Here is a 26,251-nt window from a genome sequence, read left to right on the forward strand (position 1 = left end):
AGTACAGGGCGCGCGTGCGCAGCATGTGGCTTCTGGGCGGCGAACGGGTCGGCCGCCTACTGAATTCGGTCGGTGGCGGAGGTGGCGAAGTCGCGCCGAAGCGTTGGCGACTCGCCGGCCGGCGGAACAGGCAGGCCGAAGAACTGTCGTGCATGAACGCAGTCCTGCGCGATGGCGTCCTTGAGGGCATCGAGCGAATCGTAGCGAGCCTCGTCGCGCAGCTTCTTCATGAATTCCACACGCACCAGCTTGCCGTAGACGCTCGCGTGGTAATCGAAGATGTGGACTTCCAGCAGCACGCGGCCGGAGTCATCCACCGTCGGGCGTACGCCGATGCTGGCGACGGCAGGCAGCGGTTTTTCGGCCAGCCCGTGCACCTGCACGACAAAGATGCCGGCCACTGCCGGCTTGCGATGCGAGATGCGCAAATTCAGCGTCGGGAAGCCCAGCGAGCGGCCAAGCTTCTGCCCGTGCACGACGTGGCCGCTGATGGCGTAGCCGTGTCCAAGCAGCCGGCGGGCGTGTTCGAGGTCACCGGCACCCAGTGCCTCTCGCACCGCCGAGCTGGAGATGCGCACGCCGGACTCCGACACCGAACCCATCTGCTCGACTTCGAAGCCGAACTGGGCACCTGCGGCCTGCAGATAAGCGAAATCGCCAGCGCGCTTGGCGCCGAAGCGGAAATCATCGCCCACCAGCAGCCAGCGCGTGTGCAGGCCATCGACCAGAACATTGCGCACGAATTCGTCGGGCGTCTGCCCGGCGAAATGCGCGTTGAAATGCTCCACGACCACGCGGTCGACGCCCTGGCGGCGCAGGCTTTCCAGCTTGTCGCGCAGCAGTGCAATGCGGGTGGGCGCGCGGTCCGGCAGGAAGAATTCGCGCGGATGCGGCTCGAAGGTCATCACCGTGAGCGGCAGCCCGCGTGCGTCGGCCGCCGCGCGTGCGCGGGCCAGCAAAGACTGGTGGCCGCGGTGCACGCCGTCGAAGTTGCCGATGGTCAGCGCACAGGGCGTGCGGCTATCGGCATTGGGCAGGCCGCGAAAGACTTTCACGAGAGATGTCGGTTGTCGAGGAAAAGAGAAATGCCTTTTCGTGCCGGATTGGCAAGGTGCTCCCCCCCAAAACCAGCAAATTGCACATTATATAAGGGATTGCCCCATCTCCGGCGCCGGGGGGGCGGGATGGTCCGGGTGTTGCACAATCGTCCGTCGGTGTGCCCGTTGGGGGCGTGCTTACGGCACAATCCGTCATCCGCTTTCTTCCTCGCACGCCCTTGAACGCCTCGTTGCGCCTTTTCTTTGCCAAGTTCGGGCTGGCCAGCCGCACGCCCCTTGAGCTCGACGCTCGCGCCAAGCTCCTTGCCGCCGTCCACCGCGGTGCGCCCATGGGGATCGCTGCCTCGATCGTGCTTCCCGCCCTGACGGTCGCCGCGTTCTGGAGTGCGCCAAACCGGCCGGAGCTGCTGGGCTGGTCGTTGATCATGCTGTGCCTGACGGCTTCGGGCCTGCGTTTCTATTTCGGCTATCGCTATGACTTGACCCGCATGACGCTGGCCGTGCACACCCGCAAGTGGTGGACGGGCATGCATGTCATGTCGGCGGTGGGTGGGGTGGCGTGGGGTTGTTCGGCCGGGCTGTACTTCATGTCGCCGTCGCTCGAGTTCAGCAGCTTGTTGATGATCGTCATCATGGGCGTGGCGGCAGCAGCGGTGTTGTCGCAGGCGCCGGTGCCGTCGAGCTTGCTGATTCTGGGGGCGGGCATCCTGGTGCCCCACTTCGTGCTGGCCGAACAGGCCTTCCCCGGGCACGGGCTGTACCTGCGTGGCGTGTTGTTGTTCTTCGCGGCCCTCTTGATACGGTATGCCGTGAACATCCACAACACGCTGGTGCGTGAAATCCAGTTGGAGAATGAAAGCCGCCAGCTCGCGCGCCGGTATCAGGACGAAAAGCAGCGGGCGCTGTCGGCGTCGGAGGAAAAATCGCGCTTTCTGGCTGCGGCCAGTCATGACCTGCGCCAGCCGGTGCACGCGCTGGTGCTGCTGGTGGAGGCGCTGCGAGCGCGCAACCAGTCCGAATCGCTGGCACCCCTGGTGGAGCAGCTTGCCTCGGGCGCAGCCACCATCGACCTGCTGTTCCGCTCGCTGCTGGATCTGTCCAAGCTGGAGAGCCGCAAGACCTCGCCCACGCTTGAGCCGGTCGATCTCGGCGAGGTCATCACCGAGGTGGTCCAACAGTTCATGCCCGATGCCCGTGCCAAGGGGCTGACGCTCACCCAGCGCATTCCTCCGCTGCCGGTGTTCGGGATGGCCGAGCCGGTGCTGCTGCGCCGGGCGCTGTTCAACCTGCTGCAGAACGCGCTGCGCTACACCGAGCGGGGCGGCGTGATGGTAGCGCTGCGCGTACGCCAGAAATACCTGCGCATCGAGGTCTGGGATACCGGTATCGGCATCGCGCCCGAGCACCAGAAAGACATCTTTTCGACGTACTACCAGGTCGAGAACCCCGAGCGAGACCCCAGCCAGGGCCTCGGCCTGGGCCTATCGATCTACAAGGAATGCGTGCGGCTGCTGCGCGGCACGTTTGGTGTGCGTTCGGTCCCAGGACGCGGTTCGATGTTCTGGATGGCACTACGTCCGGTGCCGGCAGAGGTGAGGGCGCCCCTGGCCGCCCAGCCGCGCGCCGAGCAGAAGCGCGCGGTGCTGGACCAGCCTCGGTTCTCGGGGGTGGTTCTGGTGGTCGATGACGATCCGCAGATTCGCAAGGCATGGCACGCCCTGCTCGAAGCCTGGGGCGTCGAAGTGCACAGCGCTGCCGATGGCACCGGCGCCGAACAGCTGCTGGCAAGGGGGCTGCGGCCGCAGATCATCTTCTGCGACCTGCGTCTGCCTGGCAAGGAGGATGGCCTCCAGTTGCTGGAGCGCTGGCAGGTCAGTCATCCGGACGCGCATGCCGTGCTGCTCACCGGCGATCGCAATTCCGAGGCGCTGGCCCGCGCCGAAGAAGCGGGCTACCTGCTGCTGGCCAAGCCGATGGACCCGAACATGCTGCGCGTACTGCTCAAGCGCTGGCTGCGCGGGCGCGCCGCCGAGCCGCAGATCGCCTACTGAAAGGAACGTGAGGGGACGGCGCCGGATGGCGCCGGAAGGATCAGGCGGCGCCCGTCAGGCGGAACCGCTCCATGCGCGAGATGATCTGGATGCGCGTGCGCACGCCCAGCCGCTGCAGGATCGCCGAGACATGTTCCTTGACGGTGTTCTCCGTCAGGCCCAATTGGCGCGCAATGGATTTGTTCGGCAGTCCTTCAAGCAGTAACGCCAGCACCGAACCCTGACGCGGGGTCAGGCCCAGTTCAGCCGGCGTGATGGGGATGCCGTGCGACGCGCCGCCCTTGCCGTTGACGCCGCCCAGATCGTCTTCCGTCGGAAACGACGTGTCGCCGCCGAAGATGCCCGCCACGGCTTTGGAGAACGCGTGCGCGTCGGCATGCTTGCCGATGAATCCGATGGCGCCCAGGGCCTGCGCCTTGGCGACGATCTCCGGCGTGTTCTCGGCAGACATGAAGGCAAAGCGCGCTTCAGGCAGCTTGCCGCGCAGTTCGCGCATGGCGTCGAAGCCCGTGCAATCCGACAGCCAGACGTCGAGCAGGACGACGTCCGGGCGCACGCCGTCGTCGACCAGTGCCAGCGCCTGGCGGCGACCGATGGCTGCGTGCACCTGAACTTCAGGCAGGGCTTGTGCAAGAAAGGTGGTGGTGCCAGACAAGGCGAGAGGGTGGTCGTCAACCACCAGCAGGCTACGCAGCGAGCTCGTCATTCTTATTCCCCGGTGAGGGCACTGCCCTCTTGTTGTTGTACGCGTGCCGGCCCGGCGCGGGCGGTGGCTTCCGGGCTTGTGGCTCCGGTCAGCCGTCACGGTCATGGTCCACGCGATGTTGCAGCGCGAGACGATTCGAAGCGGGTATGCGCCGAACCATCGCTGGCAGCACACCCGACCCCCGGGCGCGCGGACATTTATGGTGTTGAGATTATCAGAGCGCGGCATGGCGCGCCAACGTTAGGCCCGCCGTTTTTGCTGGCGCGGCAGGGTTTTTCCATCACGCGTCGGCTAAATACCACGCTCATGCCAAAACTCCCTGCCACGTGGCCATGCAGGCGTCACACCGCATTTTCATGGGGGGAATGCGGCACACTTGATAAAATGCCGCGATGAAAAACATCGTCATTCTGATTTCCGGGCGGGGCTCCAATATGGAAGCCATCGTTCGCGCATGCCAATCCGAAGGCTGGCCGGGCCGGATTGCTGCCGTCATCTCCAATCGCCCGGATGCTGCGGGGCTCGGGTTTGCGGCCTCGCATGGCATTGCCACCGCGGTCGTGGACCACAAGGGTTATCCGGACCGCGAGAGCTTTGATGCGGCCCTGGCGCAAGCAATCGACGGCTTCTCGCCCGATCTGGTTGTGCTTGCCGGCTTCATGCGCATCCTGACTGCCGGTTTCGTGAAGCACTACGAGCGACGCATGCTGAACATCCATCCGTCGCTGTTGCCCTGTTTTCCGGGCCTGCACACGCACGAGCAGGCGCTTGCCGTGGGCGTGAAGGTTCACGGTGCGACGGTCCATTTCGTGACCGCCGAGCTAGACCACGGCCCGATCGTGCTGCAGGCAGCCATCGAGGTCCGTCAGAGCGACACACCGGATACGCTCGCCGCACGGCTGCTGACGCAGGAACATGTGATCTATCCGCGCGCCGTGCGCTGGTTTGTGGAGGGGCGCTTGAGCCTTGACCAGGGGGTGGTCCGGGTGTCGCCGGATGTCTCGCAACTCGTGATTGGCGCGGACGCCGCGGAGGTAGCATGAGCCAGGAACGTCAGCGCCCGCGTGGCAACGCGACAGGCAAACAGCGTCCCACCTCCGGCGGAGGATGGTATCGGGCGCCGCAGGGCAAGCGGCCGCAGGGCAGTGCGCCTCGCCCACGCACCGGTGTGCACGGTAGTCATCTGGAGCATTTGGACAAGGTGCTCGCGCGGCTGCTGCACTTTGCTGCACCGGCCGACATGGTCGTCAGCCAGTACTTCCGTGAGCATCACGAGCTTGGCCATCGCGAGCGCGGCATCATTGCCGAAGCGGCCTTTGCGGTATTGCGTCGCAAGGTGGAATTCGGCCAGTTTGCCGAAAGCGGCACCGGCCCGGCGCGCCGCCGCCTGGTGTTGCTCGGCCTGCTGCAGACCGCTGGCCGTGACGCCATCGCCCCGTTCCTGAGTCCGGCTGAAGCGGAATGGCTGGATCGTTGGGCAATGCGCGACCGCGAAGCCCTGGCGCCGCGCGTGCGCGCCAATCTGCCGGATTGGCTGTTTGACGCATTGGTCGCGCAGCATGGCGCGGATTTCACCGAAGCGCTGGCCCAGGCGTGGTTGGCTCCCGCACCGCTGGACCTGCGGGTGAATACCCTCAAGGGCGATCGCGACGGGGTGCTCGCCACGCTGGCCGAAGCCGGTATCGAGAGCGCTGCGGCACCGCTGTCGCCGGTGGGCATCCGCCTGGCAGGCAAGCCGGCGCTGAACAAGCTCGACATCTTCACCAATGGCACGGTCGAAGTGCAGGATGAGGGCAGCCAGTTGCTGTGCCAGCTGTTGGCGCCCAAGCGTGGCGAGATGGTGGTCGACTTCTGCGCGGGCGCTGGCGGTAAAACGCTGGCCATTGGCGCTGCAATGCGCTCGACTGGGCGTCTGTACGCCTTCGACGTGTCGGAAAAGCGGTTGTCGAATCTTGGCCCCCGGCTGGCGCGCAGCGGTTTGTCCAACGTCCATCCGAGCCGGATCGACAGCGAGCACGATGCCAAGGTCAAGCGTCTGGCCGGCAAGATCGATCGCGTGCTGGTCGATGCGCCTTGCAGCGGGCTCGGCACACTGCGCCGCAATCCAGACCTGAAGTGGCGCCAATCCGCCCAGGCCATCGAAGAAATGTCGGCCAAGCAGCAATCGATCCTGGCGTCGGCTGCGCGCCTGCTGAAGCCGGGCGGCCGTCTGGTCTATGCAACCTGCAGCGTGCTCGCGCGCGAGAACCAGCAGGTGGTCGAACAGTTCCTGGCCGCGCATGATGACTTCGTGCTCGTGCCTGCCGGCGAGGTGCTCGCCGCGCAGAAGATTCCGTTGGAAATGGGTGCCTATCTGGAGCTCTACCCGCACGTGCATCAGACCGATGGCTTCTTCGCGGCGGTGCTGGAGCGCCGCGCATGAAGGCGCGCCAATGGGGTTGGCTGCTGGCTGTCGTCCTGGCGTGCGGCGCAGGTGGCGTCGCGCAGGCGCGTGGTACGCCGCCGGTGCTCCCCGCCAAGGGCACGGTCCAGGCTGCCTTTACGCCCGACGACGATATCGAAGGCCTCCTGGCCGATGCCATCGATCAGGCGCGCGAGCAAGTGCTGGTGCAGGCGTATCTGCTGTCCAACAAGGCGATCGTGCGGGCGTTGTTGTCGGCGCACCAGCGCGGCGTGGACGTGCGGGTACTGGCTGACCGCGAGCAGATGATGCGCGCGAATGGCAGTCGCGTGCCCGACATTGCCAACGCGGGCATTCCGGTCTTGCTGGAGGTCCGGTACAAGAACGCCCACAACAAGGTCATCGTGATCGACCCGCGCGGCGCGCATCCGGTGCTGGTGACCGGCAGCTTCAACTTCACGCAGACCGCGCAGCGCGGCAACGCTGAAAACGTGCTGATCGTGCGAGGCGATCCCGACCTTGCGCAGCGCTATGCCGCCAACTGGCAAAAGCACGCGGGCGATGCGCTGCCCTATCGCGCGCAATAGGCGCGGTTTCCGATGAATGGCTTTCCCCTGAACCACATTGCATTGGGCCATATGATCGGCGACATCGTCTCCGACCTCGGCGGCCCACGCTTCATCTGGCAACTCGGTGTACTGGCGGCTTTGCTGGCGGCTGCCTGGCTGATTGCACGGCCCATCGTACGGCGCTTGCGTACCCGCCATGTCGACGACACCTTTGCGCTGCGCTTCGCGTGGTCGAGCCTGGAGCGGGCGATGTTCCCGCTGTTCGGCTGGCTGCTGGTGCTGGGCGCGCGTTATGCGCTGGTGGGCACCATGCCGATCAGCGTGTTCCGGTTGGCCGCGGTGCCGCTGTTCAGCCTGGCGATGCTGTACCTCGCCTTCTACGTGCTGCGTCGCGTGCTCTCTGCGAACGGCGAGTTGCACGGGATGCTGGTGCTGGTGGAGCGCGTCCTCACCACGCTGATGTGGATCGGCATGGTGCTCTACGTGCTCGGCGTGCTCGGGGATGTGATCGATTACCTCGATAGCATCCGGTTTGCCGTGGGTGGTAAACAGAAAGTCAGCCTGGCAGCCATGCTGATGGGCGCGGTGTGGATTCTCCTCACGGTGCTCGTCGCGATGTGGTTTGGCTCATGGCTGGACAGCCGCATCACGCGCGCTTCGGCATTGGACGCCAACCTGAAGGTGGTGCTTTCGCGTGTCGCCAAGGCGGCGCTGCTGCTGGTGTCCTTGCTGCTGAGCTTGTCGCTGGTGGGCATCGACCTGACGGTCCTGTCGGTATTCGGAGGTGCGCTTGGGGTCGGCCTGGGTTTCGGCTTGCAGAAGATCGCGAGTAACTACGTCTCGGGCTTCATCATCCTGCTGGAGCGCTCACTCAAGCTTGGCGACCAGATCACGGTGAGCAGCTTCACTGGCATCGTGACGCAGATCCGCACGCGCTACACCGTCGTGCGCAACGGTGATGGCGACACGCTGGTGCCGAACGAGTTGATGGTCGCCCAAGCGGTGCAGAACCACAACGAACGCGGCACCGTGCGAGTCGCGGTGCGCGTGCAGGCTTCATACGCGGCCGAACCGGAAACGGTACTGGCCCTGCTGGTGGCATGCGCCGAGGGCATCCCGCGCGTACTTACAGACCCTGCGCCTGCCGCCTTCCTGGTGCTCTTTGCCGATAGCGGCATCGAGTACGAACTCGGCGTGTGGATCAACGATCCGCACAACGGCAAGCTCGGCGTGCAGTCCGATTTGAACCGGGCAATCTATCGTCGCTTCAAGGCGGCGGGAATCGAGATTCCCTTCCCGCAGCGTGAGGTGCGCGTGCTGGGGGCGACGGAGCCGTCTTCGGCCGCAAGGAGTGACCTTGGCGCCTCGTCTGCCGGGCCGTCCGTCTCTGCCTAGCGCAGGAAGGGGCGCAACGGTGCCCCCTTGTCCTGGGTCAAATCTGCGGTTTTCCCCCATGATTCATAAGGGGTATTCGGTTAGAATCATGGGTACTCTTGCAAAGAAAGAGACGGCTCCGCGGCGGTGGCTTGCTACTTGCGGCAAAGTGCCGCGAATGGCTTGCATTGCGGAGTTGCGGACGTCATATCAATGGCATTGGCATGAAGCCGGCTATGTGACGCGCAAGCCAGGTGCTGACACCCAATACCGCGCCCAGACGACCTCCTTGTCGCGATCCAGCGACAGCGGATGGCCTGAAGATTCAGCCTCGGCCGTTTCGAACCAGGCTGTTTCTATGACCCCGAGTTGACCCCGGAGAGTGCTTTGATCGACTCCACCCTGAATTTTCTTGCTAACGGCATCCTGAATTGGGCCTGGTGGCAAATCCTGATTTTTACGCTGGTGGTCACACACATCACCATCGCGGGCGTTACGATTTTTCTGCACCGTAGCCAGGCCCATCGTGCGCTGGACCTGCATCCGATTCCCGCGCATTTCTTCCGCTTCTGGTTGTGGCTGACCACCGGCATGGTTACGAAGGAATGGACTGCCATCCACCGCAAGCACCACGCCAAGTGCGAGACCGAAGACGACCCGCACAGCCCGCAGACCCGCGGCATCCGGAAGGTTTTGCTGGAAGGCGCCGAACTCTACCGCGCCGAGGCCAAGAACAAGGAAACCATCCAGAAGTTCGGTCATGGCACGCCTGATGACTGGATCGAACGCAATCTGTATTCGAAGTTCACCTGGCAGGGCGTAGGCCTGATGCTGATCCTGGACGTGCTGATGTTCGGCGCGCTCGGGTTGACGGTGTGGGCCGTGCAGATGCTCTGGATCCCGATCCACGCCGCCGGCATCATCAATGGCCTGGGCCACTACTGGGGCTATCGCAACTTCGACTGCGAAGACGCTTCGACCAACGTGTTTCCGTGGGGCCTGATCATCGGTGGTGAGGAACTGCACAACAATCACCACACGTATGCCACGTCGGCCAAGTTCTCGATCAAGTGGTACGAGTTCGACGTGGGCTGGGGCTATATCCGCGCCCTGGAAATCATGGGTCTGGCCAAAGTCAAGAAAGTTGCGCCAAAAGCACGTTTTGTGGATGCGAAGCCGGTTGACCAGAACACCCTGGAAGCCATTATCGCCAACCGCTACGACGTGATGGCGCGCTATGCCAAGACCGTCAAGCTGGCCTATCGGCAGGAACTGGCGAAGATGAAGGCATCCCGCGATGTTGAATATCGCGCACTCAAGCCGGCGCGCAAGTGGTTCCACCGCGACGAAGCCAAGCTCGGCGCGCCGCAACGCGAGCAGCTCTCGCAAATCGTGTCGGACCACTCGTCCCTGCACACATTCGTCGAGATGCGCCGCGAGCTCGGCGCCCTGTGGAGCCGCTCGAATGCGTCGCGCGAGCAGTTGTTGAGCCAACTGCAGGAATGGTGCAAGCGCGCGGAGGAAAGCGGTATCCACGCGCTGCAGGAGTTTGCCGTGCGCCTGCGCCGCTACGCCTGATCTTTCTGTTTCATAGGTGAAGCCCCGCTCCGCAGCGGGGCTTTTCTTTTGGGTAAACTGCCCCCAACTCATCGCCTTAGGAAGCTGCGACAACGCATCGCGGCGCGAGTCCTCCTCATACACCGTCCGTTTCATTGCCGAGCCTGTTTCTTGGCGCCCTGCCGGACGGGGAGACCACCATGGAAGCCCACATCAAGACGGTTGAATTCGAGCGCCCGGACATGCTCACCGAGGCGCAATCCGGTGCCAGCTGTGTCGCCCACGCCTGGGCCAAGGTGCCGCCCGTGCTGTCGCGCGAAGAGCGAGACACCCTGAAGGCCCGCATCAAGCGCCTCCTCAAGGAACGCGAGGCCGTGCTGGTCGCGCATTACTACGTCGATGCCGATTTGCAGGATCTGGCCGAGGAGACGGGCGGCTGCGTGTCGGATTCATTGGAAATGGCGCGCTTTGGCCGCGACCATTCGGCCAAGACGCTGGTCGTGGCCGGGGTTCGCTTCATGGGCGAGACTGCCAAGATCCTGAGCCCCGAAAAGACCGTGCTGATGCCTGACCTGGACGCGACGTGCTCGTTGGACCTGGGCTGCCCGCCGGACGAATTTGCCGCGTTTTGTGACGCGCATCCGGACCGTACCGTGGTCGTCTATGCCAACACCAGCGCGGCCGTAAAGGCGCGTGCGGATTGGATGGTGACATCCTCCATCGGCTTGAAGATCGTGCAACACCTCCACGCGCAGGGAAAGAAGATACTGTGGGCGCCCGACCGGCATCTCGGCAGCTACATCCAGAAGCAGACCGGTGCCGACATGCTGCTCTGGCAGGGTTCGTGCCTGGTGCACGACGAGTTCAAGGGTGTGGAGCTGGACCTGCTCCGTGCCGAACACCCGGACGCGAAAATTCTTGTGCATCCGGAATCGCCGGAGTCGGTGGTGGCGCAGGCGGACGTGGTGGGGTCGACCTCCCAGTTGATTGCGGCAGCGCAGTCGCTGTCAGCCAATGCGTTCATCGTTGCGACCGATAACGGCATCCTTCACAAGATGCGTTTGGCAGCCCCTGGCAAGCGGTTCATCGAGGCACCGACGGCCGGTAACAGCGCGACCTGCAAGAGCTGCGCGCATTGCCCCTGGATGGCGATGAACGCTTTGACAAACCTGGCCGAAGTGCTGGAAACCGGTCGGAACGAAATCCATGTCGATCCGGCCATCGGTAAGCAGGCCGTCGTCTGCATCGATCGCATGCTGGACTTTGCCGCGCGCGAGAAGGCCGTGGTTCGACCGCAGGGCGACCTGGCGGCCAGTGCACAACTCTTCCAAGGAATCGGCCCGGCATGACGGCAACCCAAATGAACGCGAGCGCGGCACAGGCGATTTTCGACAGCTTCGGTCCGGCGCTGCGCGAGGCGCTGGCTGCCAACGTGGCCTCAGCCATTGCGGAGGATGTCGGCACGGGCGACCGGACCGGCTTGCTGGTGCCCTCGGATCGTCGAGTGCGCGCCCGCGTGATCGTGCGAGAGCGCGCCGTGTTGTGCGGCACGCCCTGGTTCGACGCATGCATGCAGGCAGTGGACCCCGCGCTTCGCGTGACCTGGCGTCAGCACGAAGGTGACGTCATGGCGCCGGATTCGGTGGTCTGCGAGATCGAAGGGCCCGCGCGTTCCCTGTTGACGGCCGAGCGTCCGTCGCTGAACTTCCTGCAGTTGCTTTCCGGCGTGGCAACTGCCACGTCGCGTTATGCCCAGGTCATCGCAGGCACGCGCGCTCGCGTGCTGGATACGCGCAAGACGCTTCCCGGGCTGCGCCTTGCACAGAAGTATGCGGTACGCATCGGCGGCGGTGAAAACCAGCGCCTGGCGCTGTATGACGGCATCCTGATCAAGGAAAACCACATCGCTGCCGCCGGTGGTGTGACGGCGGTCCTGCGCGCCGCCCAGGCGCTCAATGCAGGCGTACCGATCCAGGTGGAAGTGGAAACGCTCGCGCAACTCGATGAAGCGCTGGGGGCAGGCGCAACGTCCGTCTTGCTCGACAACTTCGATACCGAGGCGATGCGGGAGGCCGTGCGCCTGACAGCGGGCCGGGCGCTGCTGGAAGTGTCCGGCGGCGTGAATATCGACACGATCCGCGCGTTTGCAGAGACGGGCGTGGACCGTATCTCGGTTGGCGCGCTCACGAAGGACGTGCGCGCGACCGATTACTCGCTGCGCATCGTCGAATAAGGCTCAGCCCCTGCGTGCAATCTGCCGATGTGTCGGCTGCATGACCGTCGGCAGGGCCTTGGGTAGCGTCTCGGGGTAGTCGCGCGAGAAATGCAGCCCGCGGCTCTCATGGCGGGACAGCGCGCTGTCCACGATGAGCGAGGCCACTTCAACAAGATTGCGCAGCTCGAGCAGGTCGGCGCTGACACGGAAGTTAGCGTAGTACTCGGTAATCTCTTCACGCAGCAGGGCAATGCGGTGCTGCGCGCGCTCGAGCCGCTTGTTCGTGCGGACGATGCCGACGTAATTCCACATCATGCGGCGCAGCTCGTCCCAGTTGTGCGAGACGACGACTTCCTCGTCGGCATCCGTCACGCGGCTTTCGTCCCATGCGGGCACATGTACCGGAGCCGCCTTCGATTGCGGTTGCGCAAGGATGTCTTCCGCTGCGCCACGCCCGATCACCATGCATTCCAGCAGCGAATTACTGGCAAGCCGATTGGCGCCGTGCAGCCCGGTGTAGGCCGTCTCGCCAACCGCATACAGGCCCGCGATGTCCGTGCGCCCGAGGTGGTCGGTCACCACGCCGCCGCACGTGTAGTGGGCGGCCGGAACGACCGGGATCGGCTGGCGTGTGATGTCGATGCCCAGCTCCATGCAGCGTGCCAGGATGGTCGGGAAGTGCTCCTTGAGGAATTCGGGGCTCTGGTGGCTGATGTCGAGGTATACGCAGTCCAGGCCGCGCTTCTTCATTTCGAAATCGATGGCGCGGGCAACGATGTCGCGTGGTGCCAGTTCGGCGCGTTCATCGTGCGCGGGCATGAAGCGCGTGCCGTCGGGCAGGATCAGCTTGCCGCCCTCGCCGCGTACCGCCTCGGTAATCAGGAACGATTTGGCGAACGGGTGATACAGGCACGTCGGATGGAACTGGATGAACTCCATGTTCGCCACGCGACAGCCTGCGCGCCAGGCCATGGCAATGCCGTCGCCACTGGCCGTGTCCGGATTCGTCGTGTAGAGGTAAACCTTGCCTGCGCCGCCCGTTGCCATCACGGTGTGGTTGGCAGTGAGCGTCTGGACGTGGCCTGATGCAGCATCCAGCACGTACAGGCCGTGGCAGCGCATGCCGGGCAGACCCAGTTTCGCATCCGTGATCAGGTCGATCGCGAAGTGGTCTTCCAGCAGGGTGATATTGGGGTGGTTGCGCACCTTTGCCACCAGCGTCGTCACCACGGCATGCCCGGTGGCGTCTGCCGCGTGGATGATGCGGCGATGGCGATGGCCGCCCTCGCGTGTCAGGTGGAAGCCGAGTTCGGCCTGCTCGTCGCGGGTGAAGGGCACGCCGTGGCCGATCAGCCATTCAATGGCGGCGCGCCCGTTCTCGACGATATAGCGCGTTGCTGCCTCGTCGCACAGGCCGGCGCCGGCAATGAGCGTGTCGTCGACGTGCTCGTCATGACTATCGCTTGAATCGAGCACGGCTGCGATGCCGCCTTGTGCCCAGTCGCTGGCGCCTTCCGGCAAGCTGCGTTTGCTAATGACGACCACGCGGCGGTGATCGGCGAGGTGCAGGGCGACGGTCAGGCCCGCCAGGCCGCTGCCGACGACGGCAACATCGTAATTCATGAGACGCGAGACGTTGGATACACGCGGCAGCGAGCCAGCACAGTCGCGTGTCAATCGAAAAGAAGAGCAGTGTACACCCCAGCTCTCGCCGCGCGGAGGGCAACAAAAAACCCGCCACGGGGCGGGTTTCTCGGTGCCGGTCGTGCCGGCGGAAACAAGGCAGGCAATCGCGTGGATTACTTGATCTTGGTTTCCTTGTAAGCGACGTGCTTGCGGGCGACGGGATCAAACTTCATGATCTCCATCTTTTCCGGCTTGGTGCGCTTGTTCTTGGTGGTCGTGTAGAAATGACCCGTACCTGCGGTCGATTCCAGCTTGATCTTGTCGCGTCCGCCTTTGCTGGCCATGTTTAACTCCTAATTAGACTTCGCCGCGTGCGCGCAGGTCCACGAGCACTTCGTCGATGCCTTTTTTATCGATCAGGCGCAGACCAGCGTTCGAGACGCGCAGGCTGACCCAGCGGTTTTCGGATTCAACCCAGAAGCGGCGATTCTGCAGGTTCGGCAGAAAACGGCGCTTGGTCTTGTTGTTGGCGTGGGAAACGTTATTGCCGACCATCGGCGCTTTCCCGGTCACTTGACAGACGCGTGCCATGGAGCACTCCTAACTTGATTCGTATGACTACAGTTTGCGACCGGGCGCGTAGGACTTAAACCATGCGCAGCGCCACTGTAGAGGTGGGACACTTCAGCGAAACGCGGATTATACACACAAAACCGCTGAGAAATCAAAGAGATCAATGGATTGGGGTTGGAGGGGGTGTGGTGCGGCGCCAGCGCTACATCTGGCCGTGTTCGAGGAAGCCGTATACCGAGGCGCGGCCAACGATCATGTGATCCAGGACGATCACGTCCAACAGGGCCAGCGCGCGGCACAGCTCTTTGGTCAGGGTGATATCGGATGCGCTCGGTTCGGCGTGGCCGCTGGGGTGGTTGTGCGCCAGGATGACGGCAGCCGCGTTGTGATGCAGCGCACGCTTGGCAATCTCCCGCGGGTAGACGCGGGCTTCCGTCAACGTGCCGCGAAACAGTTCTTCCAGGGCGATCAGCCGGTGTCGCACGTCAAGGAACAGGCAGGCGAACACTTCGTGCGGGCGGTGGCCAAGCGTCAAGCGCAGGTAGTCCTTCACGGTTTGGGAGGACTCGAAGGTCTGCCCATGCGAGATCTCTTCCTTCAGGGCGCGCCGGGCGACCTCCAGCAACGCATGCAGTTGCGCGTACTTGGCGGGCCCCATGCCGTTGATCGACGAGAATTCTTGTCGCGACGCATGGCAAAGCCGCCCCAGCGAGCCGAAATGCGACAGAAGCTCGCGTGCCAGGTCGACCGCGGTTTTTCCAGGCATCCCCACGCGTAAGAAGATGGCCAGCAGTTCTGCGTCGGAGAGCGCGGCGGGGCCATGGGCGAGCAGTTTTTCGCGGGGCCGCTCGTGGGCAGGCCAGTCGACGATTGCCATAGAGAAAAGATGGGTGTGGGGGGGCGCCATTCCTCCCTGTGCAGCGCAAGCCGCATCGGTCGAGAGGAGGGGGGCTGACGTACAATAGCGGGTTACTTTTTGGTCAAGCGGGTTCAACGTGCAAAATTTGGTGAACGAGGCGTCCGCGGGGACGCCGGGCAGCGCAGGCAAGGTGGTTGGGCCGGATTCCTATCTGACGCTGCACTACCGCATCGCGCTGGAAAACGACACGGACATCGTGACCACCTTTGGCGACAAGCCTGCGACGCTGTTGCTCGGGCAGGGCCAGCTGGCGCCCACGCTGGAGCAGGCGCTGCTCGGCATGCGCGAAGGCGAACGCACGACATTCCGCCTGGCGCCCGAGCACGCGTTCGGGCCGCGCAATCCGGATCTGCTCCAGCGTGTCTCGCTGACCACGCTGCGTGAGAACTCTTCGTTTGAAGAGGACTACCAGCCCGGCGATCTCGTTGAGTTCAACGCGCCGAGCGGCGGCAAATATGCCGGTGTCCTGAAGGAAGTCGGCGAGACGTCCGCGCTGTTCGATTTCAATCACCCGCTGGCTGGTCAGACGATCGTGTTCGAAGTCCAGCTGATCGGCATTCTGTAATGAACACGACCACGAACGCCTCGGTTGATCCCGTCACCCAGGCCGATGCCGAGGTGCTGCTCGCGCAACCGCGAGGCTTCTGTGCTGGGGTGGATCGCGCCATCGAGATCGTCGAGCGCGCGCTGCAACTGTTCGGCGCGCCCATCTACGTGCGTCACGAGATCGTCCACAACGCCTACGTGGTGAGCGATCTGCGCAACAAGGGCGCGGTGTTCGTGCAGGAACTCGACGACGTGCCGGTGGGCGGCACGGTCATCTTCAGCGCCCATGGCGTGTCGCGCGCGGTGCGCGAAGCTGCCGAGGCGCGCGGCCTGCGTGTGTTCGACGCGACGTGCCCGCTGGTCACCAAGGTGCACGTCGAGGTGTCGAAGATGCGCTCGCAGGGCTTCGAGATCATCATGATCGGGCACAAGGGCCACCCGGAAGTGGAGGGCACCATGGGCCAGGCCGATGACGGCATGCTGCTGGTCGAGTCTGTGGAGGACGTTGCGCACCTCGTGGTGAGGGACCCGACGCGCCTCGCGTATGTGACACAGACCACGCTGTCTGTGGACGAGACCCAGGAAATTGTCGCTGCGATCAAGTCGCGCTTTCCCGCGGTAAACGAGCCGAAGAAGCAGGACATCTGCTACGCCACGCAGAACCGCCAGGATGCCGTGAAGTTCATGGCGCCCCGGGTGGAAGTGGTGATCGTGGTCGGCAGCCCGAACAGTTCCAACTCGAACCGTCTTCGCGAGCTGGCCGAGAAGCTGGGCGTGCCCGCCTACATGGTGGACACGCCCGAGCAGGTCCGCCCGGAGTGGGTGGCGGGCAAACGCCGCGTGGGACTGACGGCGGGTGCTTCAGCGCCGGAAGAGTTGGCCCAGTCGATTGTCGATCGGCTCAAGCTGCTGGGTGCGCGCACCGTCCGTCCGCTCGAGGGGATTCAGGAAAACATGTCCTTCCCCCTTCCGAGGGGGCTTCAAACGAATTGAATGCCGTTATGTAAATGCCCACTTAAAAGCGCACAACAATAGTGCGCCCTAATGCGGTGCATGAAGCGCTTTTGGTTAAAAAGACGGCCACTCTAACTCGGGTGGCCGTTTCTTTTTGTGCATCGCAAAATCGCCTCCAATGCCGGCGAAGCCTTGCTCTACCGTGTATATCGCCCGCCAGCCCGCACAGATACGGGGTTTCCCTTACTCTGGCATGCTTCTTGATAAAGCTCCTCGCCATTCGCGAATGCCTGCGCGAAATGACGCCTGTTTGGGCATTGGGGAAAGCCCGTAAAGCGGCGTAGTTACTGCAAAAAACGTTGTTGCGACGCGTATTGCATCCGCAAAAAAAGGGGATACAATGCGCGCGTTTCAAATTGAAACAATCGGCGCGGGGGGAGCGGCCGGGAGGCAGGACGCTCTCCTTGCTCTTGCGAGATCTAGGAGATCACTCATGCAAATTAAGTTTGCCAAAGTTCTGCCGCTTGCGGCTGCCGTGGCACTCGTAGCAGCTTGCGGTAAGAACGAGGAAAAGCCCGCAGACCAAGCTGCTGCACCTGCAGCAACGTCGGCTCCGGCCGCAGCTGCTGGCGGCGGCGAGACCGTCGTCAAGATCGGTCACGCGGCACCGCTCACCGGCGGTATTGCTCACCTTGGCAAAGACAACGAAAACGGCGCACGTCTGGCCGTCGAAGAAGCCAACAAGGAAGGCCTGACCATCGACGGCAAGAAGATCAAGCTGGAGCTGGTCGGTGAAGACGATGCGGGTGACCCGAAGACCGGCACCGCCGTGGCGCAGAAGCTAGTTGACGAGCACGTCGTTGCCGTCGTCGGCCACCTGAACTCGGGCGTGTCGATCCCGGCCTCGAAGATCTACAGCGATGCAGGCATCGTGCAGATCTCGCCGTCGTCGACCAACCCCGACTACACCAAGCAAGGCTTCAAGACGACCTACCGCGTGGTCGCGACCGACGCACAGCAAGGTCCGGCACTGGCCAACTACGCCGCCAAGACCCTGGGCGCCAAGACCGTGGCAATCGTTGATGACGCCACCGCCTACGGCAAGGGCCTCGCTGACGAGTTCGAGAAGACCGCGAAGGCAGACGGCGTGAACGTCGTGGCGCGTGAAGCGACCAACGACAAGGCGACCGACTTCAAGGCCATTCTGACCAAGATCAAGGGCAAGAAGCCGGACGTGATCATGTATGGCGGCATGGACGCCACGGGTGGTCCGTTCGCCAAGCAGGCCATGGAACTGGGCATCAAGGCCAAGATCGTCGGCGGCGATGGCGTGTGTACCGACAAGGTGGCTGAACTGGCCGGCGACGCGATCAACAACATCGTGTGCTCGGAAGCGGGCCTGGCGCTGTCGAAGATGGAGAAGGGCGCCGAGTTCGAGAAGAAGTACCAAGAGCGCTTCAACACGCCGGTGCAGATCTACGCACCGTTCACGTATGACGCTGTCAACGTGATCATCGACGCGATGAAGCGTGCCAACTCGACCGATCCGGCCAAGATCCTGGCTGCCATGCCGGCAACCAACTACAACGGCGTGATCGGCAACATCTCGTTCGACGATAAGGGTGACCTGAAGCAAGGTTCCATCACCCTGTACAACTACAAGGACAAGAAGAAGACCGTTCTTGACGTTGTGAAGATGTAATCGAAGGGTTACCGCCCTTGAAAACGGCACCGCGCCTACCCTTGCGGTGCCGTTTTTTATAGCCTCGCCAGTTACACAAGACCCTCACCATGGGTGCGTCGGCAGGCCGCTTACCAGCAATCTCACCCTACCCATCCGATTGATCGCATTCCTTGCGGGCACGTCATCCCGTCGCCTACAACAAAGCAAGGCATAGCAGGAGCTGTTCTCATGGATATCTTTATCCAGCAGATCGTGAACGGTCTGGTGCTCGGCAGCATTTACGCGCTGATCGCACTTGGCTACACCATGGTCTACGGTATTCTCGGCATCATCAACTTCGCTCACGGCGATGTTCTGATGATTGGCGCAATGTCTGCGCTGACCGCCATCAACTTCCTCCAGAAGTTCTTCCCCAACCTGCCTGACTGGGCCACCCTGGTCTTGGCGCTGCTGTTTGCGATGCCGGTTTGCGCCATCGTCGCTTACACCATCGAACGGGTCGCCTACCGGCCGCTGCGCAACGCGCCGCGCCTGGCGCCGCTGATCACCGCCATCGGCGTGTCGATCGTGCTGCAGACCCTGGCCATGATGATCTGGTCGCGCAACCCGCTGAGCTTCCCGGAGCTCTTGCCGTCGAGCCCGATCGACATCGGCTCGACCGGCGCGACCATTACCGGCAAGGAAATCGCCATCATCGTGGTGTCGATCCTGGTGATGATCGGGCTGATCCTGCTGGTCAACCGCACCAAGCTCGGCCGCGCCATGCGCGCCACCGCCGAGAACCAGCGTGTGGCAGGCCTGATGGGCGTCAACCCGAACTTCGTGATCTCCGCCACCTTCATGATCGGTGCTGCCATGGCTGCGGTCGCCGGCGTCATGATGGCGACCAACTACGGCAACGCTCACTTCTACATGGGCTTCATCCCCGGCCTGAAGGCGTTTACCGCCGCGGTGCTGGGCGGTATCGGCAACCTGGCGGGCGCCATGGTGGGCGGCATTCTGCTGGGCCTGATCGAAGCACTGGGTGCGGGCTACATCGGTGATCTGACTGGCGGTGTGTTCGGTTCGAACTACCAGGATGTCTTCGCGTTCATCGTGCTGATTGGCGTACTGCTGTTCCGCCCGTCCGGCATCATGGGCGAACGCGTTGCGGACCGTGCATAAGAAGGGGAGCGCCATGACAGAAACTGCAACTGAATTCAAGGCACCGAAGAAGACGCGCGCTGCGCTCTACGGCTTCCTGGTCCTGGCCCTGTTCGCACCGTTCATTGTCGGTGCCGCAGGTGGCAACTACTGGGTGCGCGTGCTGGACTTCGCACTGCTCTACATCATGCTGGCTCTCGGCCTGAACATCGTGGTGGGCTTTGCCGGCCTGCTCGATCTGGGCTACATCGCGTTCTACGCGGTGGGTGCCTACATGATGGGCTTGCTGGGCTCGCCGCACTTGTCCAACCAGTTTGAATGGATCCACCAGCTGTTCCCCAACGGGCTGCATCTCGTCGTCTGGTGGGTGATTCCGCTGGGTGCGGGCTTGGCAGCGCTGTTTGGGATCCTGCTGGGTGCGCCAACGCTCAAGCTGCGCGGTGACTATCTCGCCATCGTGACGCTTGGCTTCGGTGAAATCATCCGGATCTTCATGAACAACCTCGACCGCCCGGTGAACATCACCAACGGTCCGAAGGGCATCAACCTGATTGAGCCGGTCAAGATCTTCGGGTTCGACTTTTCGAAGCGCCACGATTTCTTCGGCATCCGCTTCGATTCGGTCTACATGTACTACTACCTGTTCGTGATCCTGGCCGCGATCATCATCATCGTATGCCTGCGCTTGCAGAACTCGCGTATCGGCCGTGCTTGGGTTGCCATCCGTGAAGACGAAATCGCTGCCAAGGCGATGGGGATCAACACCCGCAACATCAAGTTGCTGGCGTTTGCCATGGGTGCGTCGTTCGGCGGCGTGTCGGGTGCGATGTTCGCGTCGTTCCAGGGCTTTGTGTCGCCGGAATCGTTCGTGCTGTGGGAGTCGATCTACATTCTGGCGATCGTGGTGCTGGGCGGCATGGGCCATATCCCGGGCGTGATCCTGGGCGGCATCCTGCTGGTGGGCTTCCAGGAACTGCTGCGTGCCCTGGCCGAGCCGATCCAGAACAAGCTGTTTGGCCATGTGATCGTGGAAGCGGAAGTGCTGCGTCAGTTGCTCTTCGGCCTGGCGATGGTGGTGGTGATGCTGTATCGCCCTGCGGGCCTGTGGCCCTCGCCGCGCAAGGAAGACCGTCCGCAGAAGGCGCGGGTCGGTGGGTTGTCCCGCATCTGATGGAGGCACGCATATGAGCAATAACAACGTCCTCCTCTCGATCCGAGGAGTCAGCAAGCGATTCGGCGGCCTGCAAGCGCTATCCGACGTGAACCTGGAAATCCGTGAAGGCGAGATCTACGGCCTGATCGGCCCGAACGGCGCCGGCAAGACCACGTTCTTCAACGTCATCACGGGCCTGTACACCCCCGACGCCGGCGAATTCGTGCTGGGCGGCCTCCCCTACCAGCCGACCGCCGTGCATGAGGTGGCCAAGGCCGGTATCGCACGCACGTTCCAGAACATCCGCCTGTTCGGCGACATGACTGCGGCGGAGAACGTCATGGTCGGCCGCCACGTGCGTACCAAGGCCGGCCTGATCGGCGCGGTGTTCCGCACCAAGGCGGCACGCGAGGAAGAGCAGTCCATCGAAGACTGGGCGCACGACCTGCTGGACTACGTCGGCATCGGCAAGTATGCCAACTACACGGCGCGCAACCTGTCGTACGGTCACCAGCGTCGCCTGGAGATCGCTCGCGCCCTGGCCACGCAGCCCAAGCTGCTGGCCCTGGACGAGCCGGCTGCCGGCATGAACGCCACGGAAAAGGTGGAACTCCGTGGCCTGCTCGACAAGATCCGTTCCGACGGCAAGACCATCCTGCTGATCGAGCACGATGTGAAGCTGGTGATGGGCCTGTGCAACCGCCTGACCGTGCTGGACTACGGCAAGGTGATCGCACAAGGCCTGCCGCAGGAAGTGCAGAGCAACCCCGCCGTGATCGAGGCCTACCTCGGCGCGTCAGCGCACTGACGCAGAGGAACGGAATATGAAACCAGTAATGTTGAAGATCGACAGCCTGAAGGTCGCGTACGGCGGCATCCAGGCGGTCAAGGGCGTGGATCTGGAGATTCGCGAAGGTGAGCTGGTCACGCTGATCGGTGCCAACGGTGCCGGCAAGACGACCACCATGAAGGCCATCACCGGCCTGCAGGGCTGGGCCGGCGGTGACGTGCAGTATCTCGGCAAGTCGATCAAGGGCGTGCCGAGCTACAACCTGCTCAAGCAGGGCCTGGCGATGGTGCCGGAAGGCCGCGGCGTGTTCGCGCGCATGACCATCACCGAGAACCTGCAGATGGGTGCCTTCACGCGAAAGGACGAGGCCAACATCAAGGCCGATATCGAACGCATGTTCGGCATCTTCCCGCGCCTGAAGGAGCGTGCAAACCAGCTGGCCGGCACGATGTCGGGCGGTGAGCAGCAGATGCTGGCCATGGCGCGTGCGCTGATGAGCCAACCGAAGCTGCTGCTGCTGGACGAGCCGTCGATGGGTCTCTCGCCGATCATGGTGGAGAAGATCTTCGAGGTCGTGCGCGACATCTCGGCGCAAGGCGTGACCGTGCTGCTCGTCGAGCAGAACGCGCGCCTGGCGCTGCAGGCAGCGCACCGCGGCTACGTGATGGACTCCGGTCTCATCACCATGAGCGGCGATGCCAAGCAGATGCTGGACGATCCGAAGGTGCGTGCCGCCTACCTGGGCGAGTAAGCACCCTCAAGCACCACGAAGAAGCCCCGCAATTGCGGGGCTTTTTCTTTGCGCGTGCCCCACGTTTCAGGCAGATGCGGCTGTGTAGAGGTTCGGCCGGTGCAATTGCATGAAGCCGACGCCCTCGGGCACATCGGTAAAGCCATGCTTGCGATAAAGCCAGTCGGCGCCCGTTGTCACCAGCACTGTGCGGCGCAGGGTCTGCAACTCAGGGTGCTCGCGCAGGAAATCCATCAGCGCGTGCGAGATGCCTTTCCCGCGCCAATCCGGTAGCACGAACACATCGCACAGGTAAGCGAATGTCGCACGATCGGTGATGACGCGCGCAAAACCCACAAGGTCACCATGCGAGCTATCGTCGGCTTGTCGATACGCGCCTAGGCACAGCGAGTTCGCGATCGATCGTTCGAATACGTCGCGCGGCAGGCCGCGGGCCCAATACGTTTCCTGCGAGAGAAAAGCGTAGATGTCGTCCAATGGGAGCCACGCGGAATCATCAGACAACACGATCCCCGTGGCCGGAACGTCTCGCGTCAAGGCCATGGCAAACCTCAGAGTGGGAGCAGCGATGGGGCGATGAAGGGCGACGCATTGCGCGCCGCCCCCGGGGTCATGCGATGCGTTTTAGGCGTGTGCTTTCAGCAGCGTGCGCAGCATGCCGATCATCGTGTCGATCTCTTCGGTCGTCACGTTCAGCGCAGGCATGAAGCGCAGGATGTTGGGGCGCGGGGCATTCAGCAGCAGGCCGGTCGGGTTCATCTCGCGAGCGGCTTCCACCAGTTGGCCGCCGATGTCCTTCCCGAGGAGCAGGGCGCGCAGCAGGCCTTCACCGCGCTCGCCTGCCAGGCCGAATTCTTCGGTCAGTTGCAGCAGTTGCTTGCGCAGGTAAGCGCCGCGCTCCTGCACGCCCGCCAGGAAGCCCGGCGCCAGGAGTTGCTCGATCACCGAGCAGCCAACGGCCGTCATCAGCGGGTTGCCGTTGTACGTGCCGCCCTGGTCGCCGGCCTCGAAGCTGGCGACTTCATCCGTGCACAGCAGTGCCGACAGTGGCACGCCGCCGCCGATGCCCTTGCCCAGCGTCATGATGTCCGGCTCGATGTTCGAGAGCTGGTAGGCGAAGAGGGTGCCGCAGCGGCCGCAACCGGCTTGCACTTCATCGACGATCAGCAGGATCTTGTGCTTCTTGGTGAGGGCGCGCAGTTGCTGCATGAATTCCGGCGTGGCCGGCAGCACGCCGCCTTCGCCTTGCACCGGCTCCAGCATCACGCCGACAGTCTCGTCGGTGATGAGCGCTTCCACCGAGGCGATGTCGTTCAGGATGGCCTTCGGGAAGCCCGGCACCTGCGGGGCGAAGATGGTGTCCCAGCCCGCCTTGCCCGATGCGCTCATGGTGGCGAGCGTGCGGCCGTGGAAGCTGTGGTCGAACGTGATGATCTGGAACGCGCCGTTCTTATGCTTCTTGCCCCACTTGCGGGCGAGCTTGATGGCGCCCTCGTTGGCCTCAGCGCCGCTGTTGGCGAAGAACACCTTGTCGAAACAGCTGTGCGCGGTCAGCAGGCCGGCCAGCTTGGCCATCGGCTCGTTGTAGAACGCCGGGCTCGGGTTGATGAGCTTCCTGGCCTGCGCGTTCAGCGCTTCGATCATGCCGTCGTTGCAGTGGCCCAGGCAGTTGACCGCCCAGCCCTGCACGAAATCCAGATATCGCTTGCCGTTGTGATCCGTCAGCCACGAACCCTTGCCTTCGGTGAAGACGATCTCGGGCCGGTTGGTGATGTACATCAGGGACTGGACGGGGTAGTCAGCAAACGCCATGGCAAAAGCTCCAGAGAAAGGCGGCAGGAAGATGAAAAGGTCGCAAAAGCGCTGTTGGAAAAAGACAAAGGCCACGGGGTGAGCCCGTGGCCTTGTGATCGTCGAATCCTGTGAACCGATACGTGCAATCAGCAGACAGCCGCGTGGCTTCCCGGAGGGAGCAGCGTACGGCGGCGTCGGAGGTGCAGGGCTTGGTTCATAAGGCGCAAGAATAAGACGGATGCCAAGTCAAGTCAAAATGAAATTTGACACTGTATGGATTCGCGCAACGATCACCCAGCCGGATGCAGGTCCGCCTCGGAAGTGAACGAGTCGGCGAAGAATGCGTCCGGGTGCATCCCGCATTGGGCAGCAAAGTCCGTGCGGGCCGAGTTGATCACCACCGGTGCACCACAGGCGTAGACCTCGTGGCCCGACAGATCGGGGTGATCGGCCATCACAGCCTGGTGGACGAAGCCGGTGCGGCCTGTCCAGGCGTCTTCGGGCAGGGCGTTGGAGACAACCGGCACGTAGGTGAAGTTCGGCAGCGTGCGCGCCCATTCTTCGGCCTTGGCGTGCATGTACAGGTCTTGCGGGCGGCGGCCGCCCCAGTACAGCGTCATCGGGCGCGTGCTGCCGATGAACTGGGCATGCTCGATGATCGCCTTGATGGGCGCGAAACCCGTGCCCGAGGCCAGCAGGATGATCGGCTTGTCCGATTCTTCACGCAGGAAGAAGCTGCCCAGCGGACCCTCGAAGCGCAGGATGTCGCGCTCCTTCATGGCTGGGGCACCCTCCTTGGCGCCGAACACGTAGTCGGTGAACGCGCCGCCCGGCATGTGGCGGATATGCAGCTCGATCGGGCCGTCGTCGTGCGGCGGGTTGGCGATCGAGTAGCTGCGGCGCTTGCCGTCGCGCAGCAGGAATTCGATGTACTGCCCCGCCAGAAATTGCATACGCTCGGTGGCAGGCAGTTGCAGCTTGACGATGGTGACGTCCGGCGCGGCCTTTTCCAGCGACGCGACGCGGCATGGGATCTTCTTGATGGGGACATCGCCCGCGCCGTGCACTTCGCGCACTTCGATGGTGACGTCGGTGGCGGCCGTGGCGCAGCAGAACAGCGCGCGGCCTTCAGTGGCTTCCTGGGCCGACAGGGCGTTGGGCGAGTGGTTGCCCTGGACGATGGAGCCTTCGCGCACGTGGCCCTTGCACGAACCGCATGCGCCATTCTTGCAGCCATACGGCAGGCCGATGCCCTGGCGCAGCGCCGCCGCAAGGATGGTCTCGCCGTCTTCGGCCTGGAACTGGCGGCCGCTGGGCAGCACGTTGATCTGGTAAGCCATACTACAATCCGAATATGTTGAAAAGAGTGTCTGGTCGCCTTGCTGCGGCACGCCCGATGATGAGGCAGGGAGCCGCCCGGCCACCCAAATCCATGTCGCCCATGGGGCTTCCGCGTGTGCTGATCGTTGGCTGCGGCGATGTCGGCCAGCGTTGCCTCACGCTGTTGCGCAGGCGTTTCCGCGTTTTTGCCGTCACCTCGCGCGAAGCGGGCCGCGCGCCGTTGCGCGAAGCCGGCGCCGTGCCGGTGCTTGCCAATCTTGACGATGCCGCATCGCTGCGTCGGCTCCGTGGTCTCAGTTCGCGCGTGCTCCATCTGGCACCGCCCCCGGCTGCCGGCCAAGACGACCCGCGCACCGCAGCATTGCTGCACGCACTGGCCCGTCCCGCCACGCTCCCCCGAGATACCAGGCAGCGCATTTTACCTGACCGGGCGCGCCACACCGGCCGCTTGAAAACTCCCCTCCAGCCGCGCGCGTTCGTCTATGCCAGCACCAGCGGCGTGTATGGCGACGCGAGCGGTTCATGGGTGGACGAATCCCGTCCCGTGAACCCGACCACCGCACGTGCCCGACGGCGCGTAGCAGCCGAACGACGGGTGCGCTGGTTTGGCGCGGGCGGCGGCTGGCGCACGTCCATCCTGCGCATCCCCGGTATCTACGCGGCTGACCGCCTGCCGCTTGCCCGCCTCGAACGCGGCACGCCCGCACTGCGCGCCGAGGACGACGTCTACACCAACCACATCCACGCTGACGACCTCGCACGCGCCCTGATTGCGGCGCTGTTCCGCGGCCGTCCGCAGCGCGTCGTGCACGCGAGCGACAGCTCTGAGCTGCGCATGGGCGACTACTTCGATGCGGTGGCCGATGCGCACGGCTTGCCGCGCCCGGAACGCATTGCGCGGGCTGAGGCGGCACAGCGGCTGGAGCCGACACTGCTCTCCTTCATGAGCGAATCGCGTCGGCTGCGCAATACGCGCCTGACGCGCGAGCTCCGCATGGCGCTGCGTTACCCGACCGTGGGACATTTCCTGCGGGGTGGGCCCTGAC

At 63.6% G+C, this 26,251-nt stretch carries 25 protein-coding genes; 16 read left to right on the forward strand and 9 right to left on the reverse strand.

The annotated features are described in order from the left end of the window. Window positions 1-56: 56 nt before the first annotated feature. A complete protein-coding gene (locus R2N03_RS01565; RefSeq protein ID WP_316654408.1) occupies window positions 57-1,055 on the reverse strand; it encodes a bifunctional riboflavin kinase/FAD synthetase in 999 nt (332 codons plus the stop codon). Between the two features lie 221 nt (window positions 1,056-1,276). Here R2N03_RS01565 and R2N03_RS01570 point away from each other — a divergent pair, with 221 nt between their 5' ends. After that, window positions 1,277-3,109, forward strand: coding sequence for an ATP-binding response regulator (locus tag R2N03_RS01570; RefSeq protein WP_316654410.1), 1,833 nt, complete (start codon window positions 1,277-1,279; stop codon window positions 3,107-3,109). A gap of 40 nt (window positions 3,110-3,149) precedes the next feature. Here R2N03_RS01570 and R2N03_RS01575 read toward each other — a convergent pair whose 3' ends face one another. Further along, window positions 3,150-3,815 carry a response regulator transcription factor gene (locus R2N03_RS01575; RefSeq protein ID WP_316654412.1) on the reverse strand — a complete coding sequence of 222 codons (666 nt, stop codon included), beginning with the start codon at window positions 3,813-3,815 and terminating at the stop codon, window positions 3,150-3,152. Between the two features lie 392 nt (window positions 3,816-4,207). Between R2N03_RS01575 and purN the strand changes: the two genes are divergently transcribed. The 7 genes from purN to nadC all read left to right on the forward strand — a co-directional run bounded on the left by purN (window position 4,208) and on the right by nadC (window position 11,949). Next, window positions 4,208-4,858 carry a phosphoribosylglycinamide formyltransferase gene (purN, locus tag R2N03_RS01580; protein ID WP_316654414.1) on the forward strand — a complete coding sequence of 217 codons (651 nt, stop codon included), beginning with the start codon at window positions 4,208-4,210 and terminating at the stop codon, window positions 4,856-4,858. Next, window positions 4,855-6,237, forward strand: coding sequence for an RsmB/NOP family class I SAM-dependent RNA methyltransferase (locus R2N03_RS01585; RefSeq protein WP_316654416.1), 1,383 nt, complete (start codon window positions 4,855-4,857; stop codon window positions 6,235-6,237). The genes purN and R2N03_RS01585 overlap by 4 nt, the downstream gene beginning before the upstream one ends. Continuing rightward, entirely contained in the window at window positions 6,234-6,803 is a 570-nt protein-coding gene (locus tag R2N03_RS01590) for a phospholipase D family nuclease (protein WP_316654418.1), read from the forward strand. The genes R2N03_RS01585 and R2N03_RS01590 overlap by 4 nt, the downstream gene beginning before the upstream one ends. Window positions 6,804-6,815: 12 nt before the next feature. Continuing rightward, a complete protein-coding gene (locus tag R2N03_RS01595; RefSeq protein WP_316654420.1) occupies window positions 6,816-8,180 on the forward strand; it encodes a mechanosensitive ion channel family protein in 1,365 nt (454 codons plus the stop codon). Between the two features lie 366 nt (window positions 8,181-8,546). Continuing rightward, entirely contained in the window at window positions 8,547-9,737 is a 1,191-nt protein-coding gene (locus tag R2N03_RS01600) for a DesA family fatty acid desaturase (RefSeq protein WP_316654423.1), read from the forward strand. A 179-nt stretch (window positions 9,738-9,916) separates the two neighbouring features. After that, window positions 9,917-11,065 carry a quinolinate synthase NadA gene (gene nadA, locus R2N03_RS01605; protein ID WP_316654425.1) on the forward strand — a complete coding sequence of 383 codons (1,149 nt, stop codon included), beginning with the start codon at window positions 9,917-9,919 and terminating at the stop codon, window positions 11,063-11,065. Further along, window positions 11,062-11,949: a carboxylating nicotinate-nucleotide diphosphorylase gene (nadC, locus tag R2N03_RS01610; RefSeq protein WP_316654427.1), complete on the forward strand. Its 888-nt coding sequence runs from the start codon at window positions 11,062-11,064 to the stop codon at window positions 11,947-11,949. The genes nadA and nadC overlap by 4 nt, the downstream gene beginning before the upstream one ends. 3 nt (window positions 11,950-11,952) lie before the next feature. On the opposite strand, the gene nadB is transcribed toward nadC, so the two are convergent. The 4 genes from nadB to radC all read right to left on the reverse strand — a co-directional run bounded on the left by nadB (window position 11,953) and on the right by radC (window position 15,007). After that, window positions 11,953-13,554: an L-aspartate oxidase gene (nadB, locus tag R2N03_RS01615; protein WP_316654429.1), complete on the reverse strand. Its 1,602-nt coding sequence runs from the start codon at window positions 13,552-13,554 to the stop codon at window positions 11,953-11,955. 176 nt (window positions 13,555-13,730) lie between these two features. After that, window positions 13,731-13,901: a 50S ribosomal protein L33 gene (gene rpmG / locus R2N03_RS01620; protein WP_003262397.1), complete on the reverse strand. Its 171-nt coding sequence runs from the start codon at window positions 13,899-13,901 to the stop codon at window positions 13,731-13,733. Between the two features lie 13 nt (window positions 13,902-13,914). Beyond that, window positions 13,915-14,148: a 50S ribosomal protein L28 gene (rpmB, locus tag R2N03_RS01625; RefSeq protein WP_004631999.1), complete on the reverse strand. Its 234-nt coding sequence runs from the start codon at window positions 14,146-14,148 to the stop codon at window positions 13,915-13,917. A 184-nt stretch (window positions 14,149-14,332) separates the two neighbouring features. Next, window positions 14,333-15,007: a RadC family protein gene (radC, locus tag R2N03_RS01630; protein WP_316656484.1), complete on the reverse strand. Its 675-nt coding sequence runs from the start codon at window positions 15,005-15,007 to the stop codon at window positions 14,333-14,335. A 118-nt stretch (window positions 15,008-15,125) separates the two neighbouring features. Between radC and R2N03_RS01635 the strand changes: the two genes are divergently transcribed. The 7 genes from R2N03_RS01635 (at window position 15,126) to R2N03_RS01665 (ending at window position 22,070) form a co-directional block, all read left to right on the forward strand. Then, on the forward strand, window positions 15,126-15,614 hold the full coding sequence (locus tag R2N03_RS01635; protein ID WP_316654471.1) for an FKBP-type peptidyl-prolyl cis-trans isomerase: 489 nt from the start codon (window positions 15,126-15,128) through the stop codon (window positions 15,612-15,614). Beyond that, window positions 15,614-16,588 carry a 4-hydroxy-3-methylbut-2-enyl diphosphate reductase gene (ispH, locus tag R2N03_RS01640; RefSeq protein ID WP_316654473.1) on the forward strand — a complete coding sequence of 325 codons (975 nt, stop codon included), beginning with the start codon at window positions 15,614-15,616 and terminating at the stop codon, window positions 16,586-16,588. Before R2N03_RS01635 ends, ispH begins: the two co-directional genes overlap by 1 nt. A gap of 454 nt (window positions 16,589-17,042) precedes the next feature. Beyond that, window positions 17,043-18,251 carry a branched-chain amino acid ABC transporter substrate-binding protein gene (locus R2N03_RS01645; RefSeq protein WP_316654475.1) on the forward strand — a complete coding sequence of 403 codons (1,209 nt, stop codon included), beginning with the start codon at window positions 17,043-17,045 and terminating at the stop codon, window positions 18,249-18,251. A 210-nt stretch (window positions 18,252-18,461) separates the two neighbouring features. Then, entirely contained in the window at window positions 18,462-19,397 is a 936-nt protein-coding gene (locus tag R2N03_RS01650) for a branched-chain amino acid ABC transporter permease (protein ID WP_316654477.1), read from the forward strand. Window positions 19,398-19,410: 13 nt separating this feature from the next. Continuing rightward, window positions 19,411-20,547, forward strand: a complete 1,137-nt coding sequence (locus R2N03_RS01655) for an ABC transporter permease subunit (protein ID WP_316654479.1) — start codon at window positions 19,411-19,413, stop codon at window positions 20,545-20,547. Between the two features lie 13 nt (window positions 20,548-20,560). Further along, on the forward strand, window positions 20,561-21,337 hold the full coding sequence (locus R2N03_RS01660; protein WP_316654481.1) for an ABC transporter ATP-binding protein: 777 nt from the start codon (window positions 20,561-20,563) through the stop codon (window positions 21,335-21,337). Between the two features lie 16 nt (window positions 21,338-21,353). Continuing rightward, window positions 21,354-22,070 (forward strand): ABC transporter ATP-binding protein, encoded by a 717-nt coding sequence (locus R2N03_RS01665; RefSeq protein WP_316654482.1) that lies wholly within the window; start codon window positions 21,354-21,356, stop codon window positions 22,068-22,070. A gap of 66 nt (window positions 22,071-22,136) precedes the next feature. Here R2N03_RS01665 and R2N03_RS01670 read toward each other — a convergent pair whose 3' ends face one another. The 3 genes from R2N03_RS01670 to R2N03_RS01680 form a co-directional block, all read right to left on the reverse strand. Next, window positions 22,137-22,613, reverse strand: coding sequence for a GNAT family N-acetyltransferase (locus R2N03_RS01670; protein WP_316654484.1), 477 nt, complete (start codon window positions 22,611-22,613; stop codon window positions 22,137-22,139). 81 nt (window positions 22,614-22,694) lie between these two features. Next, window positions 22,695-23,882 carry an acetylornithine transaminase gene (locus tag R2N03_RS01675; protein WP_316654486.1) on the reverse strand — a complete coding sequence of 396 codons (1,188 nt, stop codon included), beginning with the start codon at window positions 23,880-23,882 and terminating at the stop codon, window positions 22,695-22,697. A 272-nt stretch (window positions 23,883-24,154) separates the two neighbouring features. Next, entirely contained in the window at window positions 24,155-25,204 is a 1,050-nt protein-coding gene (locus R2N03_RS01680; protein WP_316654488.1) for a CDP-6-deoxy-delta-3,4-glucoseen reductase, read from the reverse strand. A gap of 56 nt (window positions 25,205-25,260) precedes the next feature. On the opposite strand from R2N03_RS01680, the gene R2N03_RS01685 reads away from it, so the two are divergent. After that, window positions 25,261-26,250, forward strand: a complete 990-nt coding sequence (locus R2N03_RS01685; protein WP_428984355.1) for an NAD-dependent epimerase/dehydratase family protein — start codon at window positions 25,261-25,263, stop codon at window positions 26,248-26,250. Window position 26,251 lies beyond the last annotated feature (1 nt).

Source organism: Ralstonia condita, from assembly GCF_958405655.1.
Lineage (GTDB): Bacteria > Pseudomonadota > Gammaproteobacteria > Burkholderiales > Burkholderiaceae > Ralstonia > Ralstonia condita.

Excerpts from the sequence above, each read along its gene's own strand:
- purN (WP_316654414.1), top strand. The coding sequence starts at position 4,208 with ATGAAAAACATCGTCATTCTGATTTCCGGGCGGGGCTCCAATATGGAA.
- R2N03_RS01590 (WP_316654418.1), top strand. The coding sequence starts at position 6,234 with ATGAAGGCGCGCCAATGGGGTTGGCTGCTGGCTGTCGTCCTGGCGTGC.
- R2N03_RS01575 (WP_316654412.1), bottom strand. The coding sequence starts at position 3,815 with ATGACGAGCTCGCTGCGTAGCCTGCTGGTGGTTGACGACCACCCTCTC.
- rpmB (WP_004631999.1), bottom strand. The coding sequence starts at position 14,148 with ATGGCACGCGTCTGTCAAGTGACCGGGAAAGCGCCGATGGTCGGCAAT.
- rpmG (WP_003262397.1), bottom strand. The coding sequence starts at position 13,901 with ATGGCCAGCAAAGGCGGACGCGACAAGATCAAGCTGGAATCGACCGCA.
- ispH (WP_316654473.1), top strand. The coding sequence starts at position 15,614 with ATGAACACGACCACGAACGCCTCGGTTGATCCCGTCACCCAGGCCGAT.
- nadC (WP_316654427.1), top strand. The coding sequence starts at position 11,062 with ATGACGGCAACCCAAATGAACGCGAGCGCGGCACAGGCGATTTTCGAC.
- R2N03_RS01655 (WP_316654479.1), top strand. The coding sequence starts at position 19,411 with ATGACAGAAACTGCAACTGAATTCAAGGCACCGAAGAAGACGCGCGCT.
- R2N03_RS01685 (WP_428984355.1), top strand. The coding sequence starts at position 25,261 with ATGATGAGGCAGGGAGCCGCCCGGCCACCCAAATCCATGTCGCCCATG.
- R2N03_RS01670 (WP_316654484.1), bottom strand. The coding sequence starts at position 22,613 with ATGGCCTTGACGCGAGACGTTCCGGCCACGGGGATCGTGTTGTCTGAT.
- nadA (WP_316654425.1), top strand. The coding sequence starts at position 9,917 with ATGGAAGCCCACATCAAGACGGTTGAATTCGAGCGCCCGGACATGCTC.
- R2N03_RS01585 (WP_316654416.1), top strand. The coding sequence starts at position 4,855 with ATGAGCCAGGAACGTCAGCGCCCGCGTGGCAACGCGACAGGCAAACAG.
- radC (WP_316656484.1), bottom strand. The coding sequence starts at position 15,007 with ATGGCAATCGTCGACTGGCCTGCCCACGAGCGGCCCCGCGAAAAACTG.
- R2N03_RS01595 (WP_316654420.1), top strand. The coding sequence starts at position 6,816 with ATGAATGGCTTTCCCCTGAACCACATTGCATTGGGCCATATGATCGGC.
- R2N03_RS01665 (WP_316654482.1), top strand. The coding sequence starts at position 21,354 with ATGAAACCAGTAATGTTGAAGATCGACAGCCTGAAGGTCGCGTACGGC.
- R2N03_RS01650 (WP_316654477.1), top strand. The coding sequence starts at position 18,462 with ATGGATATCTTTATCCAGCAGATCGTGAACGGTCTGGTGCTCGGCAGC.
- R2N03_RS01680 (WP_316654488.1), bottom strand. The coding sequence starts at position 25,204 with ATGGCTTACCAGATCAACGTGCTGCCCAGCGGCCGCCAGTTCCAGGCC.
- R2N03_RS01660 (WP_316654481.1), top strand. The coding sequence starts at position 20,561 with ATGAGCAATAACAACGTCCTCCTCTCGATCCGAGGAGTCAGCAAGCGA.
- R2N03_RS01645 (WP_316654475.1), top strand. The coding sequence starts at position 17,043 with ATGCAAATTAAGTTTGCCAAAGTTCTGCCGCTTGCGGCTGCCGTGGCA.
- R2N03_RS01675 (WP_316654486.1), bottom strand. The coding sequence starts at position 23,882 with ATGGCGTTTGCTGACTACCCCGTCCAGTCCCTGATGTACATCACCAAC.
- nadB (WP_316654429.1), bottom strand. The coding sequence starts at position 13,554 with ATGAATTACGATGTTGCCGTCGTCGGCAGCGGCCTGGCGGGCCTGACC.